The sequence below is a fragment of the Sphingomonas yabuuchiae genome, from assembly GCF_014199595.1.
GTDB classification, from domain to species: Bacteria; Pseudomonadota; Alphaproteobacteria; order Sphingomonadales; family Sphingomonadaceae; genus Sphingomonas; species Sphingomonas yabuuchiae.
The window spans coordinates 122,603-148,204 of sequence record NZ_JACHNX010000004.1; the positions used below are offsets into that span (position 1 = coordinate 122,603).

Here is a 25,602-nt window from a genome sequence, read left to right on the forward strand (position 1 = left end):
GGCCGGGGCCCAGTCGCCACGAAAGTCGAAGCGCGCGAGACAATGCGGGGGAGGCCATAGCGAGCGCTCGGCATAGGCCTCCCACGCATCGCCCCGCGCGCCTCATGCGTCACCGAAACTGGGCCCCGGCCTCCGCCGGGGAACGGATTCAGCCTATCTTCTCGCCCGTCCGCAGGGTCAGCACCTCGACCCCGGTCTTCGTCACCGCGACGGTATGCTCGAACTGCGCCGACAGCTTTCCGTCATCGGTCAACACCGTCCAGCCATCGTCGCTGGTCGACACCTTGCGCGTGCCCTGGTTGATCATCGGCTCGATGGTGAAGGTCATGCCTTCGCGCAGCGGCACGCCCGTGCCCGGACGCCCGAAATGCATCACGTCCGGGGCCTCGTGCATCTCGCGCCCGATGCCGTGGCCGCAATAGTCGCGGACCACCGAATAGCCGTTCGCCTTGGCATGTTTCTCGATCGCCGCGCCGACATCGCCCAGTCGCGCGCCGGGGCGCACCTGGCGGATGCCTTTCCACATCGCTTCCTGAGTCACGCGGACCAGCCGCCTCGCGCCCGGCGACACCTCGCCGACCATATAGGTCTTGCTCGAATCCGCGATGAAGCCGTTCTTTTCCAACGTGATGTCCAGATTGACGATGTCGCCGTCCGTGATCACGTCATCGGCGCTCGGTACGCCGTGGCAGACGACCTGGTTGATCGAGCTGTTGAGCACATAGGCAAAGCCGTACTGCCCCTTGCTCGCGGGCCGCGCGGACAGGTCGTGGGTGATGTAACGCTCGACCAGATCGTTGATCGCCAGCGTCGACATGCCGGACAGGCTCACCCCGTCGAGCATCTCGAACACCTGCGCCAGCAAGCGCCCGGAGACGCGCATCAGCGCCAGTTCCTCTGCCGTCTTCACCATGTCAGGCGACCAGCGGTTGCGGCAGGGGGAAATCGGCGGCGGCCATCTGCGCCTTCACGATCTCGTGGAAGGTCAGCGTCGGATTGGCCTCGGCCAGCATGCCCATCTTCATCCAGAATTCCGCCTGCGCGTTGATCGAGCGGCACATGACCGTACTGGTGCGGCGGATTTCTTCGTGAAGCTGGTCGTCGATTTTTACGATACCCATATATGAAGCGTATATGGTCCGTATATTGATTGTGCAAGCCGGATCAGGCGGTCGGCCGGGTCAGGACAAAGACTGCGCAGCCCGCCATGACGGCGGCGACCAGCAGCGCCAACGGCCAGTGCGGGCGTGCCCCCAGCAGGAACAGGCCATAGCCCAGCGTCATTCCGCCGCACGCCATGGCCTTGCCCCGGCGACCGATCGCGCCGTCCTGCCGCCATGCGCGCAGGGTCGGGCCGAAGCGGGGATGGTCGAGTAACCACGCCTCCAGCCGGGGCGAAGAGCGCGCGAAACAGCCTGCCGCCAGGATCAGGAAGATCGTCGTCGGCATCAGCGGCAGGATCGCGCCGATCACGCCTAGCGCGACGAACAGGCACCCCAGGATGAGCCAGCCGAGCCGTATCATATGTGATGCGTAGCGGGGTGTGGGGGTGGGGGGAAGGGCCTCACCACCAGCGACTTCGCTTGGGGCCTTTCCCTCCCCCACCCCCTCCCGCCTGCGGGAGGGGAGCCTGGCGCGGCACGTGGCGAACAAATGCTCTTCTTACTCCCCTCCCGCAGGCGGGAGGGGCTGGGGGAGGGCAGGCCGCAAGGGCTGAAACCTCGGAAATTACGAACCAGCCACCCCCAGCTGCGACAGCATGAACGCCTGCCACTCCGCATTCTGCCGTATCCGCTCGAACCGTCCCGACTTGCCGCCATGCCCGGCCTCCATGTTGACCCGGAACAGCAGCGGATTGGTATCGGTCTTCTTCGCGCGCAGCCGGGCGACCCATTTGGCGGGCTCGTAATATTGCACCTGGCTGTCCCACAGGCCGGTGCCGACATAGAGCGCCGGATAGGCTTTGCCTGCGACATTGTCGTAGGGCGAGTAGCTGAGCATATAGTCGTAATAGGGCTTGTTCGCCGGATTGCCCCATTCGTCATATTCGAAGGTCGTCAGCGGGATCGAGGCGTCGAGCATCGTCGTGACCACATCGACGAACGGCACCTGCGCGATGATCAGCTTGTAATCCTGCGGCGCCATGTTCGCGACGCCGCCCATCAACAGCCCGCCCGCGCTGCCGCCCATCGCCGCCACCCGGCCGGGCGCGGCATATTTCTGCGCGACCAGATAGCGGGTCACGTCGATAAAGTCGGTGAAGCTGTTCTTCTTGTTGAGCAGATGGCCGTCATCATACCAGCCGCGCCCCATTTCCTGCCCGCCGCGGATATGCGCGATGGCATAGACCACGCCCCGATCGAGCAACCCGATCCGCCCCGCATCGACCCCCGGATCGGTCGAGATGCCGTAACTGCCATAGGCATATTGGAAGAGCGGCGCGGTGCCGTCGCGCTTCACGCCCTTGCGATAGACGATCGACACCGGGATGCGCGTCCCGTCGCGGGCCGGCGCCCAGACCCGTTCGGTGACATAGAGCGACGGGTCATAGCCGGGGACCGGCGTCACCTTCAGCGTCCGGCGCTCGCCGGTGCGGGCGTTGATCTCATAGGTCGTGGTCGGCGTGACGAGCGAGCCATAGGTATAGCGGACCCAAAGCGTGTCCGGCTCTTCGTTGGTGGACAGGCCCATGCGATAGGCGGGCTCGTCCGCCTTGACGGGCACGGACTTGCCCGCATCGGTCAGCAGGCGGATCATGCGGTTGCCGCCCTCGCGCTGGTCGATGGCGACGAAGCCGTTGAACGGCTTGAACGCCTCGATGAACACGGCGTCGCTGCCGGGCACCAGGTCGCGCCAGGCGGCGGCCCCCCTGGCCATGTCGGCATCGGCCAGCGTCACCAGCTTGTAGTTCTTCGCGCCGCGATTGGTGCGGATGATCCAGCGATGACCCAGATGGTCGGCGCTATAGCGGAACTCGCGCTCACGCGGTGCGATCACGGTGAAGGCGGTCGGCCGGGCGGCGGGGGCACAGCGTTGCTCGTCGCTGACCGTGCTCTGGACGCCGATACAGATATAGCGGTCGTCGGTCGTCCGGCCGACGCCGATGCTGAAGCTATCGTCCTTCTCCTCGTACAGCATCCGGTCGGCGCTGACCGGCGTGCCCAGCACATGGGCCATCGCACGATAGCCGCGCAGCGTCGTGGGGTCCTTGGCGATGTAGAGGATGGTGCGATTGTCCGCCGCCCAGACGATGTTCGGCTCGATATTCGTGATCGTGTCTTCGTAAATGCGCCCGGTCGCGATATCCTTGACCTTCAGCACATATTGCCGCCGCCCGACCGTGTCCTCGGCCCAGGCGACCAGCCTGTTGTCGGGGCTGACCGCCCAGTCGGACAGCGCGAAGAAATTATGGCCCTTCGCCATGGCGGGCTGATCGAACAAAATGGTGGCAGGGGCGGTGGCGCTGCCCTGGCGGCGTTCGATCAGCGGATAGTCGGCACCGGTCGCGAAGCGCGACGAATACCAATATCCGTTCTTGCGGTACGGAACGCTGCTGTCATCCTGTTTGATATGGGCGACCGTCTCTGCATAGAGTTTCGCCTCAAGCGGTTTCAGCGCGGCCAGTTGCGCATCGGCATAGGCGTTCTCGGCGTTCAGATAGGCGAGCATCTCCGGGTTCTTCCGAGTATCGTCGCGCAGCCAATAATATTCATCCTCCCGCGCGCCATGGGGCGAGGGGACCTGATACGGCTTCTTGGCCGCGACCGGCGGCGTCATTTGTTGCGCCATCGCCGGGCTTGCCAGCGCCATCAAACCCGTTGCCGCCAGCCACCGCATCGCCGTGCCCCCTCGTTCCGAAGTCGGCAGGATGGCGGTCCGGCTCGGCTCACGCAAGCGTCATCGGGCGGCCCGGCGCAGAAGCCCGTAACCGAGCAGCCCCGCCACCAGCGATCCCGCCAGCACCCCCAGCTTGGCCTCCGCCTGGAGCAGCGGATCGCCGGGAAAGGCGAGCAGTGTGATGAAGATGCTCATCGTAAAGCCGATGCCGCAGAGGAGCGCGGTGCCCAGTATCTGGGTCGTCGTGGCATGGGCGGGTGCGTCGGCGACTCCGATGCGCACCGCCAGCATCGTCATGCCGAACACGCCGACGACCTTGCCGAGCAACAGCCCCAGCCCGACACCCAGCGTGACCGGCGCGGCAAAGGCGCTCACCGGCAATCCCAGCACCGGCACTCCGGCATTGGCCAGCCCGAAGATCGGCACGATCAGGAAACCGACCGGCTTGTGCAGCGCATGTTCCAGCCGGTGAAGCGGGCTGTCGCGCGTATCGTCCTCGCAATCGGGGCGGGCCGGGGTACGGGTCATCGGGATGGTGAAGGCCAGCAGGACGCCCGCGATGGTGGCGTGGATGCCTGACCGGATCATGAAGACCCACAGGACCAGCCCGACGAGAAGATAGGGCGACAGCCGCTTCATGCCCATCCGGTTGAACGCCACCAGCAACGCCAGCATCGCGGCCGCGCCGCCCAGATCGACCAGCGATAGCGACGAGGAGTAAAAGGCCGCGATCACCGCGACCGCGCCCAGATCGTCGATGATCGCCAGCGCCGCCAGAAAGACGCGCAGCGATGCCGGAACCCGGTCGCCGACCAGCCGGATGACGGCCAGCGCAAAGGCGATGTCGGTCGCCGCCGGGATCGCCCAGCCGGACGCGGTGCCGCCGCGATTGAAGGCGAGATAGATCAGCGCGGGCACCACCATGCCCCCCAGCGCGGCCAGTCCCGGCAGGATACGGCGCGGCCAGGTGGACAGTTGCCCGTCCAGCACCTCGCGCTTGATCTCCAGCCCGACCAGCAGGAAGAACACCGCCATCAGGCCGTCATTGATCCAATGCTCGACAGACAGCGGTCCCCAATGCCGGTGAAGCAGTCCGGCATATCCGGCGGCAAGCGGCGAATTGGCGAGGACCAGCGCGACGGCGGCGGCGGCCATCAGCACCAGTCCGGCCGAGGTCTGGGAGTCGAGGAAACGACGGATCGCGCTGATGCGCATCGGGTGTGACATGGCCATGGCTCCGGCAGGACTGATCCTCGCTGGCGGCCCGACCAACGATCATCCTGCCCGTGACTTGTCCACGAACACCCTGGGGAGCGATGTCGCATGACGCAGGGAGTGGGGCAAGATTAATCCTCCCCGGTACGGGGAGGGGGACCAGCGAAGCTGGTGGAGGGGGCGTGCCGCTAGGGGCGTCCCATGGGGAAGCACCCCTCCGTCAGCGCTCCGCGCTGCCACCTCCCTGTTCCGGGGAGGATTGTTCGTCCTCCCCGCGCCGTGTGCAGGCGAAGCCAATCGCCGCCGCCAACAGCCCTGCTGCCGCGACCCCGGCCGCGATCTTCCAATGACCCTGATCCTCCTCGGCCTCGACGAACAGCTCGATCAGGTGCCGCGTCACCGCCCCGGGATTCTCGCGCTGCGGGAAATGGCCGACGCCGGGCAATTCGACCATCTTGAACGGCCCGCTGAACTTGCCCGGCACATCGCGCGCCGTGGAGGGCGGGTTCACCCCGTCGACTCCTCCGTGCAAATAGAGCGTCGGCAGCGCCAGCGTCTTCGTCGCCTTTACCCGGTCGGCCAGCCATGTCCCGCGCGGGTCGGGCTGCGCCTCGTCCCAGCGAGCGCGATAGCTGTGGATCGTCACGGCAGGCCAGTCGGGATTGTCGAAGGACTTCGCGACGCGGTTGAACGTCGTCTCGTCGAACCAGCCGGGCGGCGACCAGTTGATCCAGTGGATATGGGCAAAGCCGTGCCGGTCGTCGCGCACCGCCTGTGCGCCGCGCCGGGTGGCCATGAACCAGTGATACCATTGCCGCTGCGCCTGATCGAAGGACGGGGTCGGCATGCCCCCCAGGCGCGGCGGCGTGCTGAGCATCGCCAGCCTGCGTACTCGTTCGGGCCAGCCCACGGCCAGCGCCTCGGCGATGTTGCTGCCCCAGTCATGGCCCGCGACCATGAACCGATCGATGCCCAGCGCATCCATCAGCGCGATCGCATCCAGCGCCAGGATCGCGCTGTCGCCGGTGCGGGGCGTGTGGTCATGGCGGAACCGCGTCGCCCCGAACCCGCGCAGGGTGGGCACGACGACGCGCAGGCCCGCCTGTGCCAGACGCGGCGCGACTCGGTCCCAGGTGGTCGCATCGTCGGGCCAGCCATGGAGCAGCAGGACGACGGGCGACTCCTCCGATCCGTACAGGTCGCAGGCGATGGAAAGATGGTCGGTGGTGATCGTCGGCATCGGCGGACAGGACCCTTTGCGTGGACCGTTTCCAAACTCGGGTGATTTGGCGCCGTTCCGTTCCTGTCCTGGCGATCGAGGCAATCCGGGCGGCGGGCGGGGCAGGTGGCGTATGAGAATGGCAGAAGAGTTCATTCCTCCCCTGCAAGGCGAGGAATGCGAAAATATTGGCCAGCATGGGCAAAACTTCGTCACGGGCCTTGATCGCAGGGGGCGCTATCGCGTTTTAGGACATTGGGGGTGCGCGATTGACGAATGGAATGACATGCGGTGGCGACGGCGTAACCTGGCTTCGATGAGTGCGGATGTGAATGATGGGCTGGCCCCCGGTGTCGAGGCGGTGACCAGCGGCGCCCCCCGTTCGGAAGAGCCGGTGCAGACCCGTGGCTACCGTGTCATCGCGCTCGTCGTCGCCTCCGCGCTGTTCATGCAGCAACTCGACGGCACCGTCCTGACCGTCGCGCTTCCCACCATGGCGCGCGATCTGGCGACCCCCGCCACCAGCCTCAGCCTGGCGCTGACCAGCTATCTGCTCGCGCTGGCGCTGTTCATTCCCGCCAGCGGGACGCTGGCCGACAAATTCGGGTCGCGCACCATCTTCTGCTCGGCGATCGGGGTGTTCCTGCTGGGATCGATCCTGTGCGCGCAGTCTGGGTCGCTGCCGACTTTGGTCGCCGCGCGTTTCCTGCAAGGCATTGGCGGCGCGATGATGGTGCCGGTCGGACGGCTGGTCCTGCTGCGCAGCGTCGCCAAGGCGGACATGGTGCAGGCGCTGTCCTGGCTGGTCATGCCCGCGCTGATCGGGCCGATCCTGGGGCCGCCGCTGGGCGGGTTCATCGTGACGTGGCTCGACTGGCGCTGGATCTTCTATCTCAACATTCCCATCGGCATCATCGGCATGATCGGTGCGTGGATGCTGGTGCCCGAGGTGCGCGGTGATGCGCGCTTGCGGTTCGACGTGTCGGGCTTCTTCCTGTCGGGCATCTCGCTCGGCTGCCTGTTGTTCGGGTTCGAACTGGCCAGCCGCCCCGGCACCGGCCTGGTCGCGCTTGGCCTGTTGGTGATCGGCGCGGTCTTCGGATGGCTCTACATCCGCCATGCGCGGCATACGACCGACCCGATCCTCGACCCGACGCTGATGCGGGTGCCGACCTTTCGCCTGTCGGTGATCGGCGGTTCGCTGACCCGGATCACGCAGGGGGCGCAGCCCTTTCTGCTGCCGCTGATGTTCCAGCTCGGCTTCGGCCTCAGTGCCGCCAAGACGGGAACGATCACCATGGCGGGTGCGGTCGGTGCGCTGGCGATGAAGGCGCTCGCGCCGCGCGTCCTGCGCCGCTGGGGCTTTCGCCGCAGCCTGATCGTGTCGGGTTTGGCAAGCAGTGCTGGCTATGCGACCTGCGCGTTCTTCCGCCCCGACTGGTCGATCCCGCTCATCACCTTCATCCTGGCGCTGTCGGGCTTCTTCACCTCGTTCCAGTTCACGGGCTTCAACGCGATCGCCTATGCCGATGTGGACAAGGACCGGATGAGTGCCGCGACCAGCTTCTACGCGACCTTCCAGCAGCTGACCCTGTCGCTGGGCATCTGCACCGCCGCGACCGTGCTGGAGCTGGGTTCGCTGGTCGAGGGGAAGGGCGGGCCGACGCTGAACAGCTTTTCGGCGGCGTTCATCGTGGTGGCGATCATCTCGGCCTCGGCGGTCATCTGGAACCGGCGCTTCGCCCCCGATGCGGGTGCGGCGATGAGCGGGCATCATGGACATGGGGATAGCGATGAATGACGGATTTTTAATGTCATTCCCGTTCAGCAACGATCCAGCATAGAAATCGTTACCGGCGTTCATCCCATATAGGAGAAGGCCGGTGGCAGCGCAGACGGTAATCGTGACGGGAGCCGAGTCCGGGATCGGCGCGGCCTGTGCCGAGGCTTTCGGCGCGACCGGGGCCAGGGTCGCGATCCTGTTCCACAGCGATCAGGGCGCCGCCGATATTTCCGCCGAGGCGGTGCGCAAGGCAGGCGGCGAGGCGATGACGGTGCAGGTCGGCGTCGATGACGAAGCCTCGGTCGACCAAGCCTTTGCAACCGTCGAGAAGGCGTGGGGCGCGGCCGACGTGCTGGTCAATTCCGCCGGGGTCAACATGGCGGGCGTTGCCGTCCGCGACATGACGCTGGCGCATTGGCAGCGGATGATCGACACCGACCTGACCGGTGCCTTCCTGACCTCGCGCCGCTTCCTGACCGGGCGGGGCGAGGCGAAGGGCGATGCGACGATCCTGCAGATTTCGTCGATCCACGCCTATGCGGTGCGCGCGGGCGGTGCGGATTATTGCGCGGCCAAGGGCGGGCTGACCACGCTGGTCGAGACGCTGGCCATCGAGGAGGCACCGCGCGGGGTCCGGGTGAACGCGATCGAGCCGGGCATGATCCTGACCCCGATGAACGCCAAGGCGCAGGCCGATCCGGCCTATCGCGCCAGCCTGGAGAAGAACATCCCGATGGGCCGCGCGGGCAAGGCGTCGGAGGTCGCGGACCTCGCCGTCTTCCTCGCCTCCGACAAGGCACGCTACATCACCGGCGCGCGTATCGTCATCGACGGCGGCCTGTCGCTGATGCAGGCGCTCGGCGCATGACGGGGGCCGATGTGAACAGCTCGATCGCCGATCCTCATCGCAAGGACCAGGTGGCCGATGCGCCGCTCGATTTGGACTTCAACGTGAAGCGTATCGAGGAGGTGACGCTCGACGGCCCGCCCGCGCTGATGGCCCGCGACCTGATGAGCCCCTATGTCTGGCGCGAGGCCGATGGCCGCTGGGGCATGATGGTCCGCGCCGTCGTGCCGCAGGGCGAGACGCTGACCGATACGGGCGTGATCTGGGCCGGGTGGAGCGAGGACGGGCGGCATTTCAGGATGCTCGACACGCCGTCCATCGCGCCGGGGCCGGGCGAGCATGACGCGGGCGGGGTCGAGGACCCGACGGTCGTGCGTACCGACGATGGTTATATCGTCTATTATTCCGGCGTGCTGGCCGATCACGCGCATGGCGAGCTGTCCTATGCCGCCGGGCCGTCGATCGACCGGCTGGAGAAGAGCGGCGTCGCGCTCGCATCCTCCAAGTCGGAAGGCAATACCAAGGAGGCGACGGTCGACCGGACGGCGGACGGGCGCTGGCGGCTGTTCTACGAATATGCCGCGGACGAGGCATCGCGCATCGGCCTGGCGATCGGCGAGGATGTGGCGGGGCCATGGACCGAGCAGCCCACGCCCTTCATGCCGCGAGAGAAGAGCTGGGACGACTGGCATCTGTCGACCGGCCCGTTGCTGACCGACGACAAGAGCTGCCCAGTGATGTTCTATAACGGCGCGACCCGCGATGCGCGCTGGCGGATCGGCTGGGTCGCCTTCGACGAGCATTATACCCGCGTCGTCGCGCGCGGGATCGAGCCGCTGATCCTGCCGCCGCCCGCCGATGATCGCGGCGCGACCGACATCGCCTTCGCCGCCTCGGTCGTGGTCGCGGAGGATGGTATCTGGCTCTATTATTCGCTCGAGGACCGGCGATTGTCGCGAGCGCTGATCCGGCGCAGCTGAGCCGCCCCGTAAATATCCTTGCGCAAGAAAGTCCGTTGATGCTCGGAGATACCGAAGCCCCCGCCGTCCCGAGCATCCACGCCGCGATCGCCCCGGCCCCGGCGCTGCGTCCCGACCGGCCCTATGCCCGTGACGAGTTGCTGCACGAGCTGTTCGACGCGAGCTGCCGGACGCGCGGCTGGACGACCGCGCTGAAGCTGATCGGTGCGGACGAGGAGTTCGGCCGCTCGACCGAATGGACCTATGACATGCTGGCGCAGCGCAGCCTGTCGCTGGCGCACCGGCTGCGGGCGCAGGGCGTGGGGAAGGGCGACCGGGTCGTGCTGTGCCTGCCGCGCGGGCTGGACCAGTATATGGCGATCCTGGGCGTGCTGCGTTCGGGCGCGGCCTATGTGCCGGTCGACTGGGGTTATCCGCAGGACCGCATCGCCTTCATCATCGAGGATAGCGGCGCCGCGCTGACCATTACCACCGGCGCACGGGCGGCGGAGATACCGGGCGCGACGCTCGCGCTGGATGCCGAGCTGGGCGACCTGGCTGCCGAGCCGCCGGTGCCGATGGGGCGCGAGGTGACGGGATCGGACCGCCACGATCTGGCCTATATCATCTATACCTCGGGCACGACCGGGCGGCCCAAGGGGGTGATGATCACCCATGCCAATGCCTGTCACCTGGTCCGCTCCGAAAGCGCGATCCTGGCGCTGGAGCCCGACGACATCGTGTTCGGCGGGTTCAGCCTGGCCTTCGACATGTCGGTCGAGACGATGTGGAGCGCGTTCTTCGTCGGCGCCAAGCTGCTCGTCGCGACCGAGCCGCTGGCCGCGAGCGGCCCCGACGTCGCCGTCACGCTGGCGGCGGAAAAGACGACGATCTGGCATGTCGTTCCCTCGTTGATCGCGCTGGTCGAGCATCCGGTGCCGACGCTTCGCCTGATCAACATGGGCGGTGAGGCGTGCCCCGCCGACCTGCCGCGCCGTCTGGCGCGGCCCGGCCTGCGGTTGCTCAACACCTATGGCCCGACCGAAACCTCGGTGACGGCGACCTGGACCGAGGTGCAGCCGGGCAAGCGCATCACCATCGGCAAGCCGTTGCCCGGCTATACCGCCTGGATCGTCGATGAGGCGTTGCAGCCGGTCGAGGCGGGGCAGGAGGGCGAACTGGTCATCGGCGGCCCCGGCGTCGGCGTCGGTTACGTCAACCGCCCAGACCTGACGGCCGAGAAGTTCACCATGACCCCGTTCGACACCGTGTCGGGCGCGCCGGAGCGTATCTATCGCTCCGGCGACCTGGTTCGGCTCGACGCGGCGGGCGACATCGATTTCGTCGGGCGAATCGACACCCAGGTGAAGATTCGCGGCTTTCGCGTCGAGCTGGCCGAGATCGAGGCAGTGATCGGCGAGGCGACGGGCGTCGCGCAGGCGGTCGTCCACCTGTTCACCGATGCCGATGGTTCGGAGTTTTTGGCTGCCTTCCTCGTGGCGCGCAGCGGCGAGACGATCGACATCGCCGACATCAAGGCGCGGGTCACCGAACGCCTGCCCAATTATATGCGGCCCGCCGCCTATCAGGTGATGGCGGCGCTGCCGACCTTGCCCGCCTCGGGCAAAGTGGATCGCAAGGCGCTGGTAAAACCCGAAATTACCGTCGACGCCGGCCGCGCGATCGAGCCGCCCGCCACGCCGATGGAGAAGAAGCTCCACGCCATCTGGGCCGAAGCCTTCGCGCCGCAGCCGGTGTCCGTCACCGACGATCTGTTCGAGGATCTGGGCGGTCACTCGCTAAAGGCCGCGCGCCTCGTCTCGGCGGCGCGCAAGGTCGCGGGGCTGGAGGGGCTGTCGCTGGAAGACCTCTACGCCGCCCCGACTATCCGGGCGCTGGCGACCCGGATTGGCGGCGCGGCGGCGGTCGCGGTTCAGACCGAGGAGAGCTTCCACCGCGTGCCCGAATGGAAGCGCTTGCTCTGCATCGCCGCGCAGACCGTTGCGCTGTTGCCCGTCTATACCATTGCCGGGCTGCAATGGTTCTTCCCCTATGTGGCCTATACCCATCTGGCCGGGCGGATGCCGCGCATCGACGCGCTGATCCTGAGTGCGCTGTTCTTCACCATCGTGCCGGTCGCCTCGATGCTGTTCTCGATTGCCGCCAAGTGGCTGATCGCGGGGCGGTTCAAGGCGGGGGACTATCCGCTATGGGGGGGCACCTATTTCCGCTGGTGGCTGGTGCGGCGGATCATTGCGGTGACGGCGACGCCCTATCTGGCGGGCACGCCGATGATCCGGGGCTATTACCGGATGCTGGGCGCAAAGATCGGCAAGCGCGCCTATATCGGCAATGGCGTCATCGACACCGCCGACCTGTTCGCCTGCGGCGACGATGCCATCGTCAGCGACCAGGCGGTGATGGCGACCAGCTCGGTCGAGCGCGGTCTGCTGCGGTTGGGCACGGTGACGCTGGGCGACCGCGCCTTTGTCGGCGGCCAGTCGGTGGTCGGCCGCAATTCGGCTCTGGAGGATGATGCGATCCTCGACGACATGGCCGCGCTTCCCGCCGAGACGGTGATCCCCGCGCGGCAACGCTGGACCGGTTCGCCCGCCGCCTTCGACAGGATGGTTGCGCCGGGCGAAGTGCAGACAATGGGCAGGCGTACGGGGCCGTCGCTGGCGATCTTCATCGGCGCGCTGCTGCTGCCGATCATCGCCATCCTGCCGATCGCGCCGGGTCTGATCGCGTTGATCGAGCTGGACTGGGCGACGACCGGTTACGGGTACATGCTCGTCTCGCCGCTGCTCGCCGCGACCTATATCGTCATGATGTGCGTGCTGACGGTGCTGGCCAAGCGGCTGATCCTGGGCCGGGTAAAGCCGGGCGTCTATCGCCTCGATAGCTGGTTCTATGTCCGTTACTGGATGGTCCGACAGATCAACGACCTGGCGCTGCGGCTGCTCCACCCGATCTTCGCCACGCTCTATGTCGTCCCCTGGTACCGCGCGCTGGGCGTGAAGGTCGGGCGGCGGGCGGAGATTTCGACCGCCAGCGCCATCGTCCCCGATCTGGTCGAGATCGGACCGGAGAGTTTCATCGCGGACTCGGTCATCTTCGGTGCGGCCAAGATCGGCCATGGCACCATCGAACTGGCGCATACCAAGATCGGCCGTCGCAGCTTCATCGGCAATTCCGCGCTGCTGCCCACCGGCGCGCAGATCGGCGACGAGGTGCTGATCGGCGTCCTCTCCAAGCCGCCCGAGGACCCCAGCCTGGCGACCGAGGCGGGCAGCACCTGGTTCGGATCGCCCGCCATCAAGCTGCCGGTGCGGCAGGTGGCGACGATGTTCGACGAGGGCGCGCGCTTCAATCCGTCGCGCGGTCTGATCGCGACACGCCTGTCGATCGAGGCGATCCGCACCACCCTGTCGCTCACCGCCTTCCTGGTGTTCTTCAGCGCGCTCTTGTCGGTGGTCGGCGATCTCGACGATCTGGAGCGCGGCGGACTGGTCATCATCTCCGCCTTCCCGTTCCTCTATGTCGGCTTCTGCCTGGCATGCGGTGCGTTCGTGCTGGCGCTGAAGTGGCTGGTGGTCGGGCGCTACCGGGCCAGGACCGCGCCCTTGTGGAGCACCTTCGTCTGGCGGACCGAACTGGTCACCGCGACCTATGAGAACCTCGCGGTCGCCAACCTGCTGGAGCCGTTGCGCGGCACGCCCTGGATCGGCCTCTACCTCCGGCTGATGGGCGCCAAGGTCGGCAGGCGCTGCTATATCGACACCACAGACCTGACCGAGCATGACCTTGTCACGATCGGCGACGATGTCGCGCTGAACGATTATGCCGGGCTCCAGACGCATCTGTTCGAGGACCGGGTGATGAAGGTCGGTGCGATCAAGGTCGGCGACCGTGCCACCATCGGCTCGCTGGCGATCGTGCTGTACGATGCCGAAGTGGGTGCGGATGCGCAGTTGGGCGACCTGTCGGTTGTCATGAAGGGCGAGACGCTGCCCGATGGTACCAATTGGGAGGGCAGCCCGGCCCGGATCGTCACCGAGCCATGATCCCGCTGCGCCATGATGGGCCGCTCGACCGGCTGGAGTGGGACGGCCAAGCCCCCGTCATCTGGCGCAGGGCCGATCCGGGGCGGGGGAAGCGCGCGCCGCTGGTCGAAGCGTTGCTTTCTCGGCTGGCAGGCGGACCGGTCCGCCTGGCGCGGAGTGCGGCTGGCCAGCCGCAGGTCGCGGCCCCGCAAGGCTGGTATATCGGCCTTGCCGGACGGGGGGAGGCCTGCCTGATCGCGGCGGCGCGACAGCCGATAGCGGTGGATCGCGAGATCATCGACAGTGCCCCGCCGCTCTGGGACATGCTGACCCCGGCGGAGGCGTGCGCTCTGCGAGACGCGACCGATCCGTCCCGGCAATGGCTGCGCCGGTGGACGATCAAGGAGGCCTATGCCAAGCTGATCGGCGACCCCCGGCATATCGCCGCCGAGACGATCGAGACGCGGCTGATCGAGGACCGGCAGGCGACCGCGCACCGGCACGGGGAGCGAGACGCGCATTGCTGGACCCGCGATGACGGCGGCGCGATCGAGACGGTGGCGTCATGGGCATGAGGGACGTCGTCGTCCGCCCCTATGCGGAGACCGACCGCGACGACGTGCTGACGATCTTCGACGCCAACCGCGCCGACTATTTCGGGGCAGGGGACCGCGACTGGCTGATCGAGACGCTGGACGAGCCCGATGGCCCCGCCTTTGTCGTCGCGATCGATGGACGCGCGGTGGCGTTCGGCGGTTATGAGGTCTGGGAGCATTACAACAAGGCGCTGCTCTATTGGGGCATGGCGGCGCCAGCCCGGCATGGTGGCGGCCTGGGGCGGCTGTTGCTGCTGGCGCGGTTGCACCATGTCGCGGTCCATGCGCGGCCGGTGACGCGCTATGTCACGGTCGACACCTCGCCCCGGGTGGCGCCCTTCTTCCTGCGCTGCGGCTTCGAGCAGACCGCCGTCTGGCCCGAAGGTTATCGCTCCGGCATGACCATGCACGAGCTGCGGTTCGACCTGGCGAAGGTGTCGGCGGACGAACTGGCAGCCCGCCGCGACGACGCGCTGGCGACGGTCGTTCGCACCCTGTCTTCACCCGACCGGGAAGGTGGCAGGCCTTAGGGCCGACCGAGCGCATTGCGACGAGCGATTCGCTCGCTGCGCCGTCTGCATCGATAAGGAGCAGAAGGATCCGCAACGCCGCCGGAGCCTACCTTATCCATTCCCCTACGTTATCCGCCATTGTTGCGGAGTCGAAACAGGAAAACTTTACAAACCTTTGTAATTCATCCGTTATCGGAGTTGACAGGCCTGTGGCGCCATGAAAACCGTGTCACCGATAAGTCGATGTTATTAATCGAAATTAAGGGGAATAGCGTGGGGGTGGGCGTTTCTCGCGTATCGCTGTTGGCGATCGCGTCCTTTTGCCTGGTTCAGGCAGGCTCGGCATCCGCGCAGAGCCAGTATGTGCCGCCTGCACCGACCGGCGGCTATGTGATGGCCAATGGCCAGCGAACGGCGGACTATAACGCGGCGCTGGCGTCGTGGCGGCAGGACAAGCAATTCTCGGTCGATTACACCAAGGGCTATCTGGGCCTGGAATATGCCTATGTGCTGGGCCTGTCGGGCAAGGGTCAGACGATCGGGATCAACGACGCGGGCGTGGTGATGAGCCATCCGTCCTTTGCGGGATCGGGCAAGATTGCGGGGCTGCGCACGCCCGTCCCCGCGACCTATGGCAATGACGGCATGGTCAATCCGCGACGGCCCTGGGAAATCCATGGTACCCATGTCGCGGGCACGGCGGCGGGCGACCGGCTGGCGAACGGGGTGATGTTCGGCAACGCGTTCGGCGCGAACATCCTGTCGGCGACGACCAATTTCGCGGCGGGCGATTTCCTGTGGTGGCGCGACCAGATCCTCGACAACGTCATGGTCGCCACCGCGCAGGAGAATATCCCGGCGCTCGCCAATACCGGGCGGGTTCGGATCATCAACAACAGCTGGGGCTCGACCTCGACCCAGCCCTATACGCTGACCCCGTCCCAGGCGCGCGGTGCGTTTCAGCAGACGCTGAACGGCCTCTATGATCCGGTCCTGAAGAATGACGTGCTGGTCGTCTTCTCGGCGGGCAATGGCGGCGGCGTCCATGCCAGTGTCGATGCGGTGACGCCGCTCAATGACCTGCGGCTGCGTTCCAACTGGTTGTCGGTCACCAACTATCTGGTGAACGGCACGGCGGCGTCCAGCACCAGCCTGTGCGGCCAGACCGCGACTTGGTGCGTGTCGGGGCCGGGCAGTTCGGTCGTGTCCGCGGCGCAGACCTATCTGGTCGACGGCACCGCGATCCGCGCGAAATACACCCGCGCCATGTACCCGACCATCTATGCCGCGACGACGCTGGCCCAGTTGCAGACGGCGGCGGTCAATGCGTGGCTGGGCGTGTTGACCGACTATATCGTCCGGCGCGATATCGCCCAGACACTCGGCCGCCCCTTCGACGAGGAGGCCGAGCGGACCAAGGCGGCACAACAGGCGGTCGGCATCTCGCTGGCTTACGGCGCGCGGTTCATGACGCCCGATCCCGACGGCTATACCAGCCGTCTGGCGCAGATCCTGACCATTCCCGGCAACGTCACGTTGCTGGGGCGGGACTTTTCCACCTCGGTGCTGACCCAGGCCAATACGCTGATCACCGCCGAACTTCAGAAATACATCAGCTTCACCGGGCCGGGCTATGCCGCGCTGACCGGCACGTCGATGGCGGCGCCCAATGTCTCGGGCTTCGCCGCGCTGCTGATGGAGTATTTCCCCGAATATAAGACCGGGCTGATCTCCGACATCCTCGTGTCCAGTTCCAGGGACCTCGACACGCCGGGCGTCGACCTGCGCTCGGGCTGGGGCGCGCCGCAGATGGCGGTGGCGCTGCGCGGGCCGACCGCACTGCGCGACACGCGCGAAGTCACGGTCGCATCGGGCACGACCGATATCTGGAGCAACCCGATCACCGACGCGCGCGACCGTTACGCGGCCGAAGTGCTGGCGGGCTTCCCCAACGATATCGGCGGTCTGGTCAAGCGCGGCGGCGGCGAGCTGATCCTGACCGCCGCCAACAGCTATAGCGGCCCGACCCGTGTCGAGCAGGGGCAGCTGACCGTGGACGGCAGCCTGACCCGATCGGCGGTGACGGCGGTGTCGGGCGGCATCGTCGCAGGCAATGGCAGCGTCGCATCGCTGAGTGCCGGGTCGGGCGGCATCGTCTCGCCGGGCAGCACCGGCGCGTTGGGGAGGCTGACCGTGGCAGGTACCGCCAGCCTGGGATCGGGCAGCCAATTCGTCGCGGATATCGGCCCCGCCGGCACTTCCGACCAACTGGCGGCGCGCAGCATCGTGCTGGGCGGCGGCAACCTGACCTTGCGCCCGGTCAACTATGTGCCGCGCTATGGCGACAGCTATACGCTCCTCACCGCGTCGAACGGCATCACCGGCAGCTTCGGCAGCGCCACCGCCTTCAGTGCGATCCTCTATCCCGAACTGAGCTATGGCGCGGGCCGGGTGACGGCGGCGGTGGGCGCGCGACCCTATGCCAGTGTCGTCGCGGCGACGCCGGTGCAGACCGCCTATGCGCGTCTGCTCGACGCCAACCGATCCGCCTATGCGAGCTTGCGCGGGACCTACGACCTGCTCGACCTGCAGGATGTCGGGACGATCCGCGGCAGCCTGGAGGCGATCGCGCCGCGCAGCGAGGCGACCCGCCGGGCGATCGGCACCACCGCGACCGACAATATCGCGCGCTTCTATCGCGATCGCCTGACCGCGATGACGCCGGACGGCTTTGCGGGCGGCACGGTCGCGATGATCGGCAAGCCGCTGGAGTTCGCCGCCAACGCCATCGCCGCACCCGGTCGTCCCCAGACGGTCAGCGATACGCCGACCAGCATGGTCCGCGAAAACATGCTGCCCGACAATGTCTCGGCCTATCTGGCGGGCGGCTATATCGACGGCTCGGGCGCAGCGATGCCCGGCACGGTCGGCGGTCGCGATCCGTTCGACGGCTTCTACATCGCGGGCGGTGTCGAAGCGCGGGTGTCGGACACGGGCGCGCTGGGCTTCGGCCTGTCCTATTCGGATATCGATGGCGACCAGCGGTTCGGCCAGTCGGCCAAGGGCGAGCTGATCCAGGGCACGCTCTACGGACGGCTCGGCGGTACGCTCGGCCCGGCGCTGGATGCGCAGTTCGGCGCGGGCGTGTACCAGTCCTCGACCCGGCGGCAGGGCAGCTTCGTCGGCACGCCCTTCGACCTGCGCTCGCGCGACAATGCGCTGGCGCTGTCGAGCGAAGTGGGGGCGAGCTATATGAAGGGCAGCGGGGCGCTGCGTTTCGGCCCGCGCGTGGCGATCCGTACCAGTAGCATCGACTTCACCCCCACGGGTGAGACGGGCAGCGGTCCGGCGCTGACCTATGGTCGCGACCGATTCCTGAGCGTGCAGGGCCGTGCGGGGCTTCAGATCGACGCGACGCAAGGCGGCTTCCGCCCCTTCGCCTCGGCTTATTATGTCCATGATTTCGAGGGGCGGCCGGGCTATTTCAACGCCGGATTCGTCGGCGGCACGCGGGCGCAGGCCCGCTTCCTGACCGCACGGCAGGACCGCGACTGGGGCGAGATCAGCGCGGGGGTGGCCTATCGTTCGGGCCGTGCGACCGTCTCGCTGGCGGCGGACTCGACGGTCGGACGCGACGATGTGCGCAACCAGTCCTATCGCGCCGGGCTGAAGCTGTCCTTCTGATGGAGCGGGCGGGGCCGACATGGTGGTGATGTCGGTCCTGTTGGCGGTGGCAGCGGTGGCGGCCGATCCGGTGCCGCTGGTCGTTTATCGCCGGCCGGGAGCGACACCGGCGCAGGTCGAAGCCGATCTCCGGCGGTGCCGCATCATCACCACCGGCCCAGCGGCGGGCGGTGAGCGCCCGGACGGGGCGGCACTGCTCGACAATGGAACGCCGGGCCGGGTGCCCGGAGATACGATCGAGGCGTGCATGGCGGCCTATGGCTGGCAGGCGCGCAGCTTGTCGAAGCGCGAGCGACGCATGTTGTCCCGCCTCGATCCCGCCGCCCGTCGGAAAGCCTTGGAGCGGCTGGCAGGGCAGTCCTGGAAACCGTAAGCCGCGATCAACTTCCCTCAGAATGCGTGGTCTTTGGCGATATCTGATGGGACGAAAGATGCTTCGGTGATCTTGCGATCCTTCAAGCCAAAGACGGCCATTTCCCGCCCCTGATGGTTGGGCTTAGGACCATCCGTAGGTGCGGTGGAAATTCCATTCAATCGGCGACATGCGTTCCCGGCGAGGGACCATCCCTGCGGGTGCGGGGGAACCGCTATATCCCCAATCTGGTCAAATACGGCCGACGGACCGTCCCCGCAGGTGCAAGGGGGGCGGCGCGAGCGGCACGGGCTGGGCAATGTCTATCCGAACCTGTTGCATCTGGAGGCGACACTGCGCCTGCTGGAAGAGCGTGCCGACATCGTCATTCCGCGCGACAACCGCCAGCTGGTCGAACGCGCGCTGCACCCGCAAGCGCTGGCGGTGATCCAGCAACTGGGCGAGGCGGTGTGGATCAATCATGGCAACATGTTGGCGGCCAGCCGCGCCACGTCCGCCTGGGCGCTGCGTCGCGACGGAAGGGCAAGGCCTATGGAAAGCGACGTGGATCGACCATAGACCAAGGCGAAACCATGGAGCCGATCTTGAATCATACCCCGTCCCTTACCGCCCCTGGTGTGGCGGCATGATCTTCGTTGCCACTGCATTGGCGGCATCCTGCGTGACGGCCGGGGCAGGGGGGGAGGTTGCGGCGGATCTGCTGAACCGCCGGATCGCCGAGCGGGTCGTGCGATGCGGCGACGTCCGGGTGCTGGTCGCGCCGCCGGGGGCGGTGGCGGCGGCGCTTCCCATCGCGCTGCGGAGCCGGTGGCGCGCACCCGCCAAGCTGGGCCGCGAAGGCTTTGCGATCCGGCGGGTGGGGCCGGTGACGGTCGTCACCGCTGAAGACACGCGGGGACTGGTCTATGGCGCAGGCTGGGTGCTGCGCCATCTCGACGTCGAGGGCGGGACCGCGCGGCTGACCGTGAGGGGACCGGTTGACGAGCAGCCGACTTATGCCACGCGGCTGACCCAGATCGGCTATCGCCCCAAGAACAACAGCTACGATGCCTGGACCTTGCCGATGTTTCAGCGGCGGATCGAGGATTTCGCGCTCTGGGGGGCCAGCGGGGTGCAGATCATCGCGCCGGTGTCCGACGATGATGCGACGGGTCCGCTTTTCCCCGCCCCGCCGCGCGAGACGCTGGCGGGAATTTCCCGCATCACCCACCGGCTGGGACTGGATGTCGCGCTCTATTATCCCGAGCTTGGCGATTACGACAAACCCGGCGCGGTGGCGGCCGAGGTCGCGGCGTTCCGGCGGGTGCTGGCCGATCTGCCCTATGTCGATGCGCTCTATGTGCCCGGGGGCGATCCCGGGCATACGCCGCCCGCGCGGTTGTTTCCGCTCGTGGCGCAACAGGCGGCATTGCTTCGCGCGCGCCGTCCCACGGCGCCCGTCTATATCTCGTCACAAGGATTCGACGCGGCGGGGTTCGAGGCGTTCTACCGCGAACTGGACAAACGGCCCGACTGGCTGACCGGCGTCTTCGTCGGTCCGCAGACGCGCGATCCGCTGTCGGTCGAGCGGGCGCGGATACCGGCGCGCTATCCGCTGATCCTCTATCCCGACATCGCGCACACCATGCATGCGCAGTTTCCGGTGCCGCGTTGGTGGCCCGAATTCGCGCTGACCGAGGGGCGCGAGCCGATCAATCCGCGCCCCGCCGCCTATGCGCATATCTTTGCACGCTTCGCTCCCCTGACCGCCGGGTTCATCACCTATTCCGAGGGGGTGAATGACGATTTCAACCAGTTCCTCTGGTTTCGTCTGGGTTGGGACCCGAAGACCGGTACCCGCGCCTTTGCGAAAGACTATGCGCGGGTGTTCATCGGCGATGACCGGGCGGCAGCACTTCCGGCGGCGCTGGAGGCCAATTGGGTCGGCGACCCTGCCACCAATACCACGATCGACGCCACGTTGCGCCTCGCCGATCAGGTCCGGCCCGCCGCCTTTGCCGATTGGCGGATCGACTCGCTGCGCTATCGTGCGGTGTATGATGCGCTGGTCCGCCGCCGCACCATTGCCGCCCGTGCAAGGCGAGCGGCGGCCCTGGCCGCACCCGATCCCGAACGCGCGCGCGCCGTCCTGGCGACGGGCGACGGGCCCGAGGTCGCCGCGTTGCTCGACCGGCTGAACGCGCTGGCCGAACGGCTGTGGCAGGCGGCGCGACTGCAACTCAGCGTGAAGCGCTACGGCGCGTCGAATATCGAGCGGGGCGCCAATCTCGACCGCGCCGATGTCGACCTGACCGGCCGCGCCTGGATCGAGGCGCAGATGGCCAGGGGCTGGCCGATCCCCGACCGGAGCCGCCGGGCGGAGGGCGCACTCTATGACGATCTGGGCCGCCCGGATGCCGAGCCGCATCTGGTGCGCGGGCCCGGTTTCCAGGCCGATCCGCAATTCTTCACCACCGCCATCGACGGCATGGCCGACCGGACCCCGGCGGACGGCTGGTGGCCGGGCGAACTCGATTATGCCGAGACGCTCTACGACAGCCCGCTGCGGCTGCATTATGACGGGCTCGACCCGCGCCGGGGTTACAGCCTGACGATCACCTATGCGGGGGAGGACTATACGCTGCCGATGCGGCTGGTCGCGAACGGCCGCATCGTGTTGCAGGAGCATTTCGTCCGTGCTTCCAACCCCAGCCGGGTCACGGTCGCCATCCCGCGCGAGGCGACGGCGGGCGGTACGCTGGACCTTGCCTGGACCCGCCCGCCCGGCATGGGCGGCAGCGGGCGCGGCAAGCAGGTCGCGGAGACCTGGCTGATCCCCGACGGACGTTAGCGCGTCACCTGCCGGACGAAGGCGGCGACATCGGCCACCACCGGGGCCCGGCCGCGAAAGGGGCGGGCGACCGACAGGATCATCCCGACATGGCCGAGCTTGGGATAGGCGCGCAGCGTCACCGGCACGCCGCCCGCACGCAGCCGGGCGGCCAGCGCCTCGCTGTTGCGCGGCAGGACCGTCTTGTCCTCGGCGCCGACCAGTAGCAGCGAAGGCGGATCGCCTGCTCCGGCCCAATGGACCGGCTGGGTTTCCTCCGGGCGCGGCCAGGCCCCGAAGGCCGCCCGGCTGACATCCACGTCGAAGGGCGCGAAGTCATAGGGACCGGCCAACCCGACCAGCCCGCGTACCGCCTGTCGGTCACGGCCCAGCCAGCGATCGTCGACCGCCAGCATCGCGGCGATATAGGCACCCGCCGAATGCCCCATCAGCACCAGCTTCGCGGGATCGCCGCCGAACCCGGCGATATGCCCCTTCGTCCAGCGCACCGCCGCCGCGCCGTCTTCGACAAAGGCAGGATAGCGGATGGCGGGGACCAGCCGGTAGTCGGGGATCACTACGACAAAACCCTGCGCCGCTAATGCCCGCCCGACAAAGGCATAGCCGCTGCGCGTCCCGCTGTTCCAGCTGCCGCCATAGAAGAAGACCACCACCGGTCGGTCACCCGCTCCCGCACTGCGCGGGGCGTAGATGTCGAGCCGCTGACGTGCATCGGAACCATAGGCCAGCGCCTCGGCCACCCGCCTGCCGCTGCCATCCTTGGGCACCAGATGGTCGAAGGTCGCCAGTGGCGAACAGGCCGCGACGAGCAGCGGCAGGGAGGCGGGGAGCGACCGGGCGATCCGATGGAACAGCGTCATGACTCTTCCATGCCCAAAGCCTGTGCCTGCCGCCAGCGAGGGTGCGGTCCGAAATGGGAAAAGCGATATTCCAGCCCCGCGATCCGGCCGGTCCTGCGATTGTCCAGAAAAAAGTCACCGTACTTCAGAGGCCTGAAATACGGAGATTGACGAAAGCGTAAAAAGGCGGTCAGGGCGCAAGTGGGGAAAGCGGCGGGAGCGGGGGCGCTCTGCGGGATTGGCCGTCTTGTTTCCGTCACATTAATGCGGGTTGGGGACGGGTCGGCATGAAGGCCGCGAAGCGGGTTTGGGACGTCAGGGCATGGGGCCTTTTATGGCTGCTGCTGGCCGCGATGACGCCGGGTGCGGCCTCCGCCAAGGCGGTCGATCTGTATCCGACCGTCTGCAGCGCCGCGTTGCCGGACGGCGCCAGCGACGCCGGGATCGTCGAGGCACCCTATCGCTGCGGCGCGGAGGCCCCGACGCGGGGGGCGGACTGGCTGTGGTTGCGGCTGGACACGTCCCGATTGGGCAGCTTGCCCCCCTATTGGGATCTGTTGATCGACCAGACCCGGTTCGACCGCCTCGGCCTGCTGGTCGTCACGCATGACGGCAGGGCGACGCGTCGGGTGCTGTCCTATGATGAATTGCGGGGCCATTGGACGCCCGGCGGCCTCCTGAAGTTCGTGGTCGGGCCACCGGGGCGCGACGTGGGCAAGCTTTATGTCGGCTTCCGGCAGATCGACGACCTGTCGCTGATGCGCAAGGTCGTCGCCCGGCCGGGCAGCAGGATGAACGGCGCGGATGTCGGCTGGCTGGTGCTGACCGGTCTGTTCGCCGGGACCCTGTTGTCGGCCTTTCTCTACAATCTGGTGATCCATGCCGGGCGGCGGCCCGCCTTTCAGCGCTGGTATCTGCTCTGGGTAGCGGTTGCGCTGGTCTATGGCCTGATCTGGACCAACACGGCGGCGCTGCTCGTGCCGTGGCTGGTCGGGCCGATCGCGGTGCGGATCTGGTTCGTGCTCGTCGGTCTGATGGTCGCGGCGTGCAACATGTTCTTCTTCTCGGTCATCGAGGACGGAGTGCTGTCCCCCGGCGTGATCCGGGCGGGACGCTGGCTGGCGATCGGTGGGGCGGTGTTCGGCGCGCTGGCCGCCGCCGATACCTGGTTTCCCCCGGTGCTCACCGACCGGCTGCTCAACTACGACATCGCCGCGACATCGGCGCTGATCGCCTGGTCCTGCGTCGTGGCAGCGCGGCGGGGCAGCCGGGTCGTCTGGTTCTACATGATCGGATGGAGCCCGGTCATCACGCTGTTCGTCCTGCGGCTGGCGCGCAATCTGGGTTTCGTGCGGCAGAATGACGCGGTGGACATGGCGACCTTCCTGGCGCTGGCGTTCGAGGCGCTGGTCCTCTCGCTCGCGATCGCCGACCGTTTCCGCCGCATCCGCCGCGAACTCGACGAGTCGCGGCAGCGGCGCGAGATCGACATGGCGGAGACCAAGACGCTGCGGCTGGCCGCGCATACCGACTTCCTGACCGGCCTGGGCAACCGCGCCGCCTTTCAGCAGCAGGCCAATGCCCTGATGAAGGCGTCCATTCCGTTCAGTCTGTTCCTGATCGACGTCGATTATCTGAAGGACGTCAACGACCGGCTGGGCCATGCCAGCGGCGACATGCTGCTCTGCCATGTCGGCACCGCGCTGGGCGGCGTCGTACGCTCGATGGCGGATGTGCGGGTGTCGCGCATCGGCGGCGACGAGTTCGCGATCCTGTGCCCCGGCTCGCTGCATGACGAGGCCGCCCTGGCCGAACGCATCGCCGGCATCCAGGGTGAGCAATGGCATGGCCGCGATCGCAGCCGGACCATGTCGCTCAGCATCGGGTCGGCACGCTATCCGGACGATGCCGAAGCGCTCGACCTGCTGTACCATAATGCCGATCTGGCGCTCTACACCGCCAAGCGGCTGGGCCGCGCGCGCTATGTCCGCTATGATCCCCTGCAAAGCAGCCTGCGTGAACTTCAGGTCGCGTTTGCCGGGGAGGCCGAGCAGGCGCTGGATCAGGGCGAGTTCGTCCTATACCTGCAACCCATCGTCTCGCTAGAGACCGAAACGGTGTGCGGTCATGAGGCGCTGCTCCGCTGGGACCATCCGGTCCACGGGCTGATGACCCCGGACCGCTTCGCCGATGTGCTGGTCGCCGAGCGGATCGGCCTGCGCATCCAGGATCATGTCCTCGAATTGGCATTGATCGCGCTGCGCGATCGCGGCGAGGCGCTGGGCGTGGTGTGCGTCAACTTCACCTCGGCGCAGCTTGGCGGACCGCGTTCGGCGCGCACCGTGCTGGAACGGCTGGCGCATTATGGCGTCGCGCCATCGCGGCTGTGCGTCGAGGTGACCGAGGGCGTGATGCTCGACCGCGGCGCCGACAGCATCCTGTCCAGCCTGCGCACGTTGCACGAGGCGGGTGTGTGCATTGCGCTGGACGATTTCGGCACCGGCTATGCCTCGCTGGTCCATCTGCGCGACTTGCCGGTGGACCGGATCAAGATCGACCAGTCCTTCGTCGCCGGGTTCGACGAAACCGATGGCGGCACCTTCCCGATCGTCAGCGCGATCGTGGGCCTGGGGATCGGCCTGGGCAAGGTCGTGATCGCCGAAGGGATCGAAACCGAATGGCAGGCCGAGCGTCTGCGCCAGCTCGGCTGTCGGCTTGGGCAAGGCTATCTCTACGGCCACCCCGTCGCGCTCGCGCCGATCACCGATGGGGCGCCGGTCGTTCCCGCCAGCAATGCCCCGTTGGCGGATCGGGTGTAGAGCGGGATGACCTGAGATGGGTTCACCCCTCCCCTTCAGGGGA

18 protein-coding genes are annotated in these 25,602 nt (G+C 67.3%); 11 read left to right on the forward strand and 7 right to left on the reverse strand.

Translation table 11 applies throughout. From position 1 onward, the window contains the following. Positions 1–148: 148 nt before the first annotated feature. The 6 genes from map to GGQ89_RS07310 form a co-directional block, all read right to left on the reverse strand. Positions 149–913, reverse strand: a complete 765-nt coding sequence (gene map, locus GGQ89_RS07285; RefSeq protein ID WP_184105255.1) for a type I methionyl aminopeptidase — start codon at positions 911–913, stop codon at positions 149–151. A gap of 1 nt (position 914) precedes the next feature. Further along, complete coding sequence (locus GGQ89_RS07290) at positions 915–1,121, reverse strand: ParD-like family protein (protein WP_184105256.1); 207 nt, start codon at positions 1,119–1,121, stop codon at positions 915–917. A 43-nt stretch (positions 1,122–1,164) separates the two neighbouring features. Further along, positions 1,165–1,524 (reverse strand): YbaN family protein, encoded by a 360-nt coding sequence (locus GGQ89_RS07295; RefSeq protein WP_184105257.1) that lies wholly within the window; start codon positions 1,522–1,524, stop codon positions 1,165–1,167. Positions 1,525–1,728: 204 nt separating this feature from the next. Continuing rightward, positions 1,729–3,894, reverse strand: a complete 2,166-nt coding sequence (locus GGQ89_RS07300; RefSeq protein ID WP_244955766.1) for a S9 family peptidase — start codon at positions 3,892–3,894, stop codon at positions 1,729–1,731. 3 nt (positions 3,895–3,897) lie between these two features. Further along, entirely contained in the window at positions 3,898–5,052 is a 1,155-nt protein-coding gene (gene nhaA, locus GGQ89_RS07305; protein ID WP_240456449.1) for a Na+/H+ antiporter NhaA, read from the reverse strand. Between the two features lie 220 nt (positions 5,053–5,272). After that, positions 5,273–6,292, reverse strand: coding sequence for an alpha/beta fold hydrolase (locus tag GGQ89_RS07310; protein ID WP_184105259.1), 1,020 nt, complete (start codon positions 6,290–6,292; stop codon positions 5,273–5,275). A gap of 295 nt (positions 6,293–6,587) precedes the next feature. Between GGQ89_RS07310 and GGQ89_RS07315 the strand changes: the two genes are divergently transcribed. From GGQ89_RS07315 to GGQ89_RS07360, 10 genes are all read left to right on the forward strand, one after another. Then, positions 6,588–8,072, forward strand: a complete 1,485-nt coding sequence (locus GGQ89_RS07315) for an MFS transporter (protein WP_076715407.1) — start codon at positions 6,588–6,590, stop codon at positions 8,070–8,072. A gap of 82 nt (positions 8,073–8,154) precedes the next feature. After that, positions 8,155–8,922, forward strand: coding sequence for an SDR family oxidoreductase (locus tag GGQ89_RS07320; protein ID WP_237243546.1), 768 nt, complete (start codon positions 8,155–8,157; stop codon positions 8,920–8,922). After that, positions 8,919–9,881, forward strand: coding sequence for a glycoside hydrolase family protein (locus GGQ89_RS07325; protein ID WP_184105260.1), 963 nt, complete (start codon positions 8,919–8,921; stop codon positions 9,879–9,881). The genes GGQ89_RS07320 and GGQ89_RS07325 overlap by 4 nt, the downstream gene beginning before the upstream one ends. Before the next feature lie 38 nt (positions 9,882–9,919). Next, positions 9,920–13,927: a Pls/PosA family non-ribosomal peptide synthetase gene (locus tag GGQ89_RS07330; RefSeq protein ID WP_184105261.1), complete on the forward strand. Its 4,008-nt coding sequence runs from the start codon at positions 9,920–9,922 to the stop codon at positions 13,925–13,927. Next, a complete protein-coding gene (locus tag GGQ89_RS07335) occupies positions 13,924–14,481 on the forward strand; it encodes a 4'-phosphopantetheinyl transferase superfamily protein (RefSeq protein WP_184105262.1) in 558 nt (185 codons plus the stop codon). The genes GGQ89_RS07330 and GGQ89_RS07335 overlap by 4 nt, the downstream gene beginning before the upstream one ends. Beyond that, on the forward strand, positions 14,478–15,032 hold the full coding sequence (locus GGQ89_RS07340; RefSeq protein ID WP_184105263.1) for a GNAT family N-acetyltransferase: 555 nt from the start codon (positions 14,478–14,480) through the stop codon (positions 15,030–15,032). Before GGQ89_RS07335 ends, GGQ89_RS07340 begins: the two co-directional genes overlap by 4 nt. A gap of 285 nt (positions 15,033–15,317) precedes the next feature. Then, positions 15,318–18,698, forward strand: coding sequence for a S8 family serine peptidase (locus GGQ89_RS07345; protein WP_184105264.1), 3,381 nt, complete (start codon positions 15,318–15,320; stop codon positions 18,696–18,698). 28 nt (positions 18,699–18,726) lie between these two features. Then, entirely contained in the window at positions 18,727–19,071 is a 345-nt protein-coding gene (locus tag GGQ89_RS07350) for a hypothetical protein (RefSeq protein WP_184105265.1), read from the forward strand. 261 nt (positions 19,072–19,332) lie between these two features. Beyond that, on the forward strand, positions 19,333–19,629 hold the full coding sequence (locus tag GGQ89_RS07355) for a hypothetical protein (RefSeq protein ID WP_184105266.1): 297 nt from the start codon (positions 19,333–19,335) through the stop codon (positions 19,627–19,629). A gap of 67 nt (positions 19,630–19,696) precedes the next feature. Beyond that, positions 19,697–21,901 carry a beta-N-acetylhexosaminidase family protein gene (locus GGQ89_RS07360; protein ID WP_184105267.1) on the forward strand — a complete coding sequence of 735 codons (2,205 nt, stop codon included), beginning with the start codon at positions 19,697–19,699 and terminating at the stop codon, positions 21,899–21,901. On the opposite strand, the gene GGQ89_RS07365 is transcribed toward GGQ89_RS07360, so the two are convergent. Beyond that, a complete protein-coding gene (locus GGQ89_RS07365) occupies positions 21,898–22,761 on the reverse strand; it encodes an alpha/beta hydrolase (RefSeq protein ID WP_184105268.1) in 864 nt (287 codons plus the stop codon). The two genes, GGQ89_RS07360 and GGQ89_RS07365, sit on opposite strands and share 4 nt — an antisense overlap. A 266-nt stretch (positions 22,762–23,027) precedes the next feature. On the opposite strand from GGQ89_RS07365, the gene GGQ89_RS07370 reads away from it, so the two are divergent. Further along, a complete protein-coding gene (locus tag GGQ89_RS07370; RefSeq protein WP_240456448.1) occupies positions 23,028–25,559 on the forward strand; it encodes a putative bifunctional diguanylate cyclase/phosphodiesterase in 2,532 nt (843 codons plus the stop codon). Positions 25,560–25,602: the final 43 nt, after the last annotated feature.

Bases quoted from the DNA above. Each gene is read 5' to 3' on its own strand.
- map (WP_184105255.1), bottom strand. From the start codon at position 913: ATGGTGAAGACGGCAGAGGAACTGGCGCTGATGCGCGTCTCCGGGCGC.
- GGQ89_RS07290 (WP_184105256.1), bottom strand. From the start codon at position 1,121: ATGGGTATCGTAAAAATCGACGACCAGCTTCACGAAGAAATCCGCCGC.
- GGQ89_RS07295 (WP_184105257.1), bottom strand. From the start codon at position 1,524: ATGATACGGCTCGGCTGGCTCATCCTGGGGTGCCTGTTCGTCGCGCTA.
- nhaA (WP_240456449.1), bottom strand. From the start codon at position 5,052: ATGCGCATCAGCGCGATCCGTCGTTTCCTCGACTCCCAGACCTCGGCC.
- GGQ89_RS07310 (WP_184105259.1), bottom strand. From the start codon at position 6,292: ATGCCGACGATCACCACCGACCATCTTTCCATCGCCTGCGACCTGTAC.
- GGQ89_RS07315 (WP_076715407.1), top strand. From the start codon at position 6,588: ATGAGTGCGGATGTGAATGATGGGCTGGCCCCCGGTGTCGAGGCGGTG.
- GGQ89_RS07325 (WP_184105260.1), top strand. From the start codon at position 8,919: ATGACGGGGGCCGATGTGAACAGCTCGATCGCCGATCCTCATCGCAAG.
- GGQ89_RS07330 (WP_184105261.1), top strand. From the start codon at position 9,920: ATGCTCGGAGATACCGAAGCCCCCGCCGTCCCGAGCATCCACGCCGCG.
- GGQ89_RS07335 (WP_184105262.1), top strand. From the start codon at position 13,924: ATGATCCCGCTGCGCCATGATGGGCCGCTCGACCGGCTGGAGTGGGAC.
- GGQ89_RS07340 (WP_184105263.1), top strand. From the start codon at position 14,478: ATGAGGGACGTCGTCGTCCGCCCCTATGCGGAGACCGACCGCGACGAC.
- GGQ89_RS07350 (WP_184105265.1), top strand. From the start codon at position 18,727: ATGTCGGTCCTGTTGGCGGTGGCAGCGGTGGCGGCCGATCCGGTGCCG.
- GGQ89_RS07360 (WP_184105267.1), top strand. From the start codon at position 19,697: ATGATCTTCGTTGCCACTGCATTGGCGGCATCCTGCGTGACGGCCGGG.
- GGQ89_RS07365 (WP_184105268.1), bottom strand. From the start codon at position 22,761: ATGACGCTGTTCCATCGGATCGCCCGGTCGCTCCCCGCCTCCCTGCCG.
- GGQ89_RS07370 (WP_240456448.1), top strand. From the start codon at position 23,028: ATGAAGGCCGCGAAGCGGGTTTGGGACGTCAGGGCATGGGGCCTTTTA.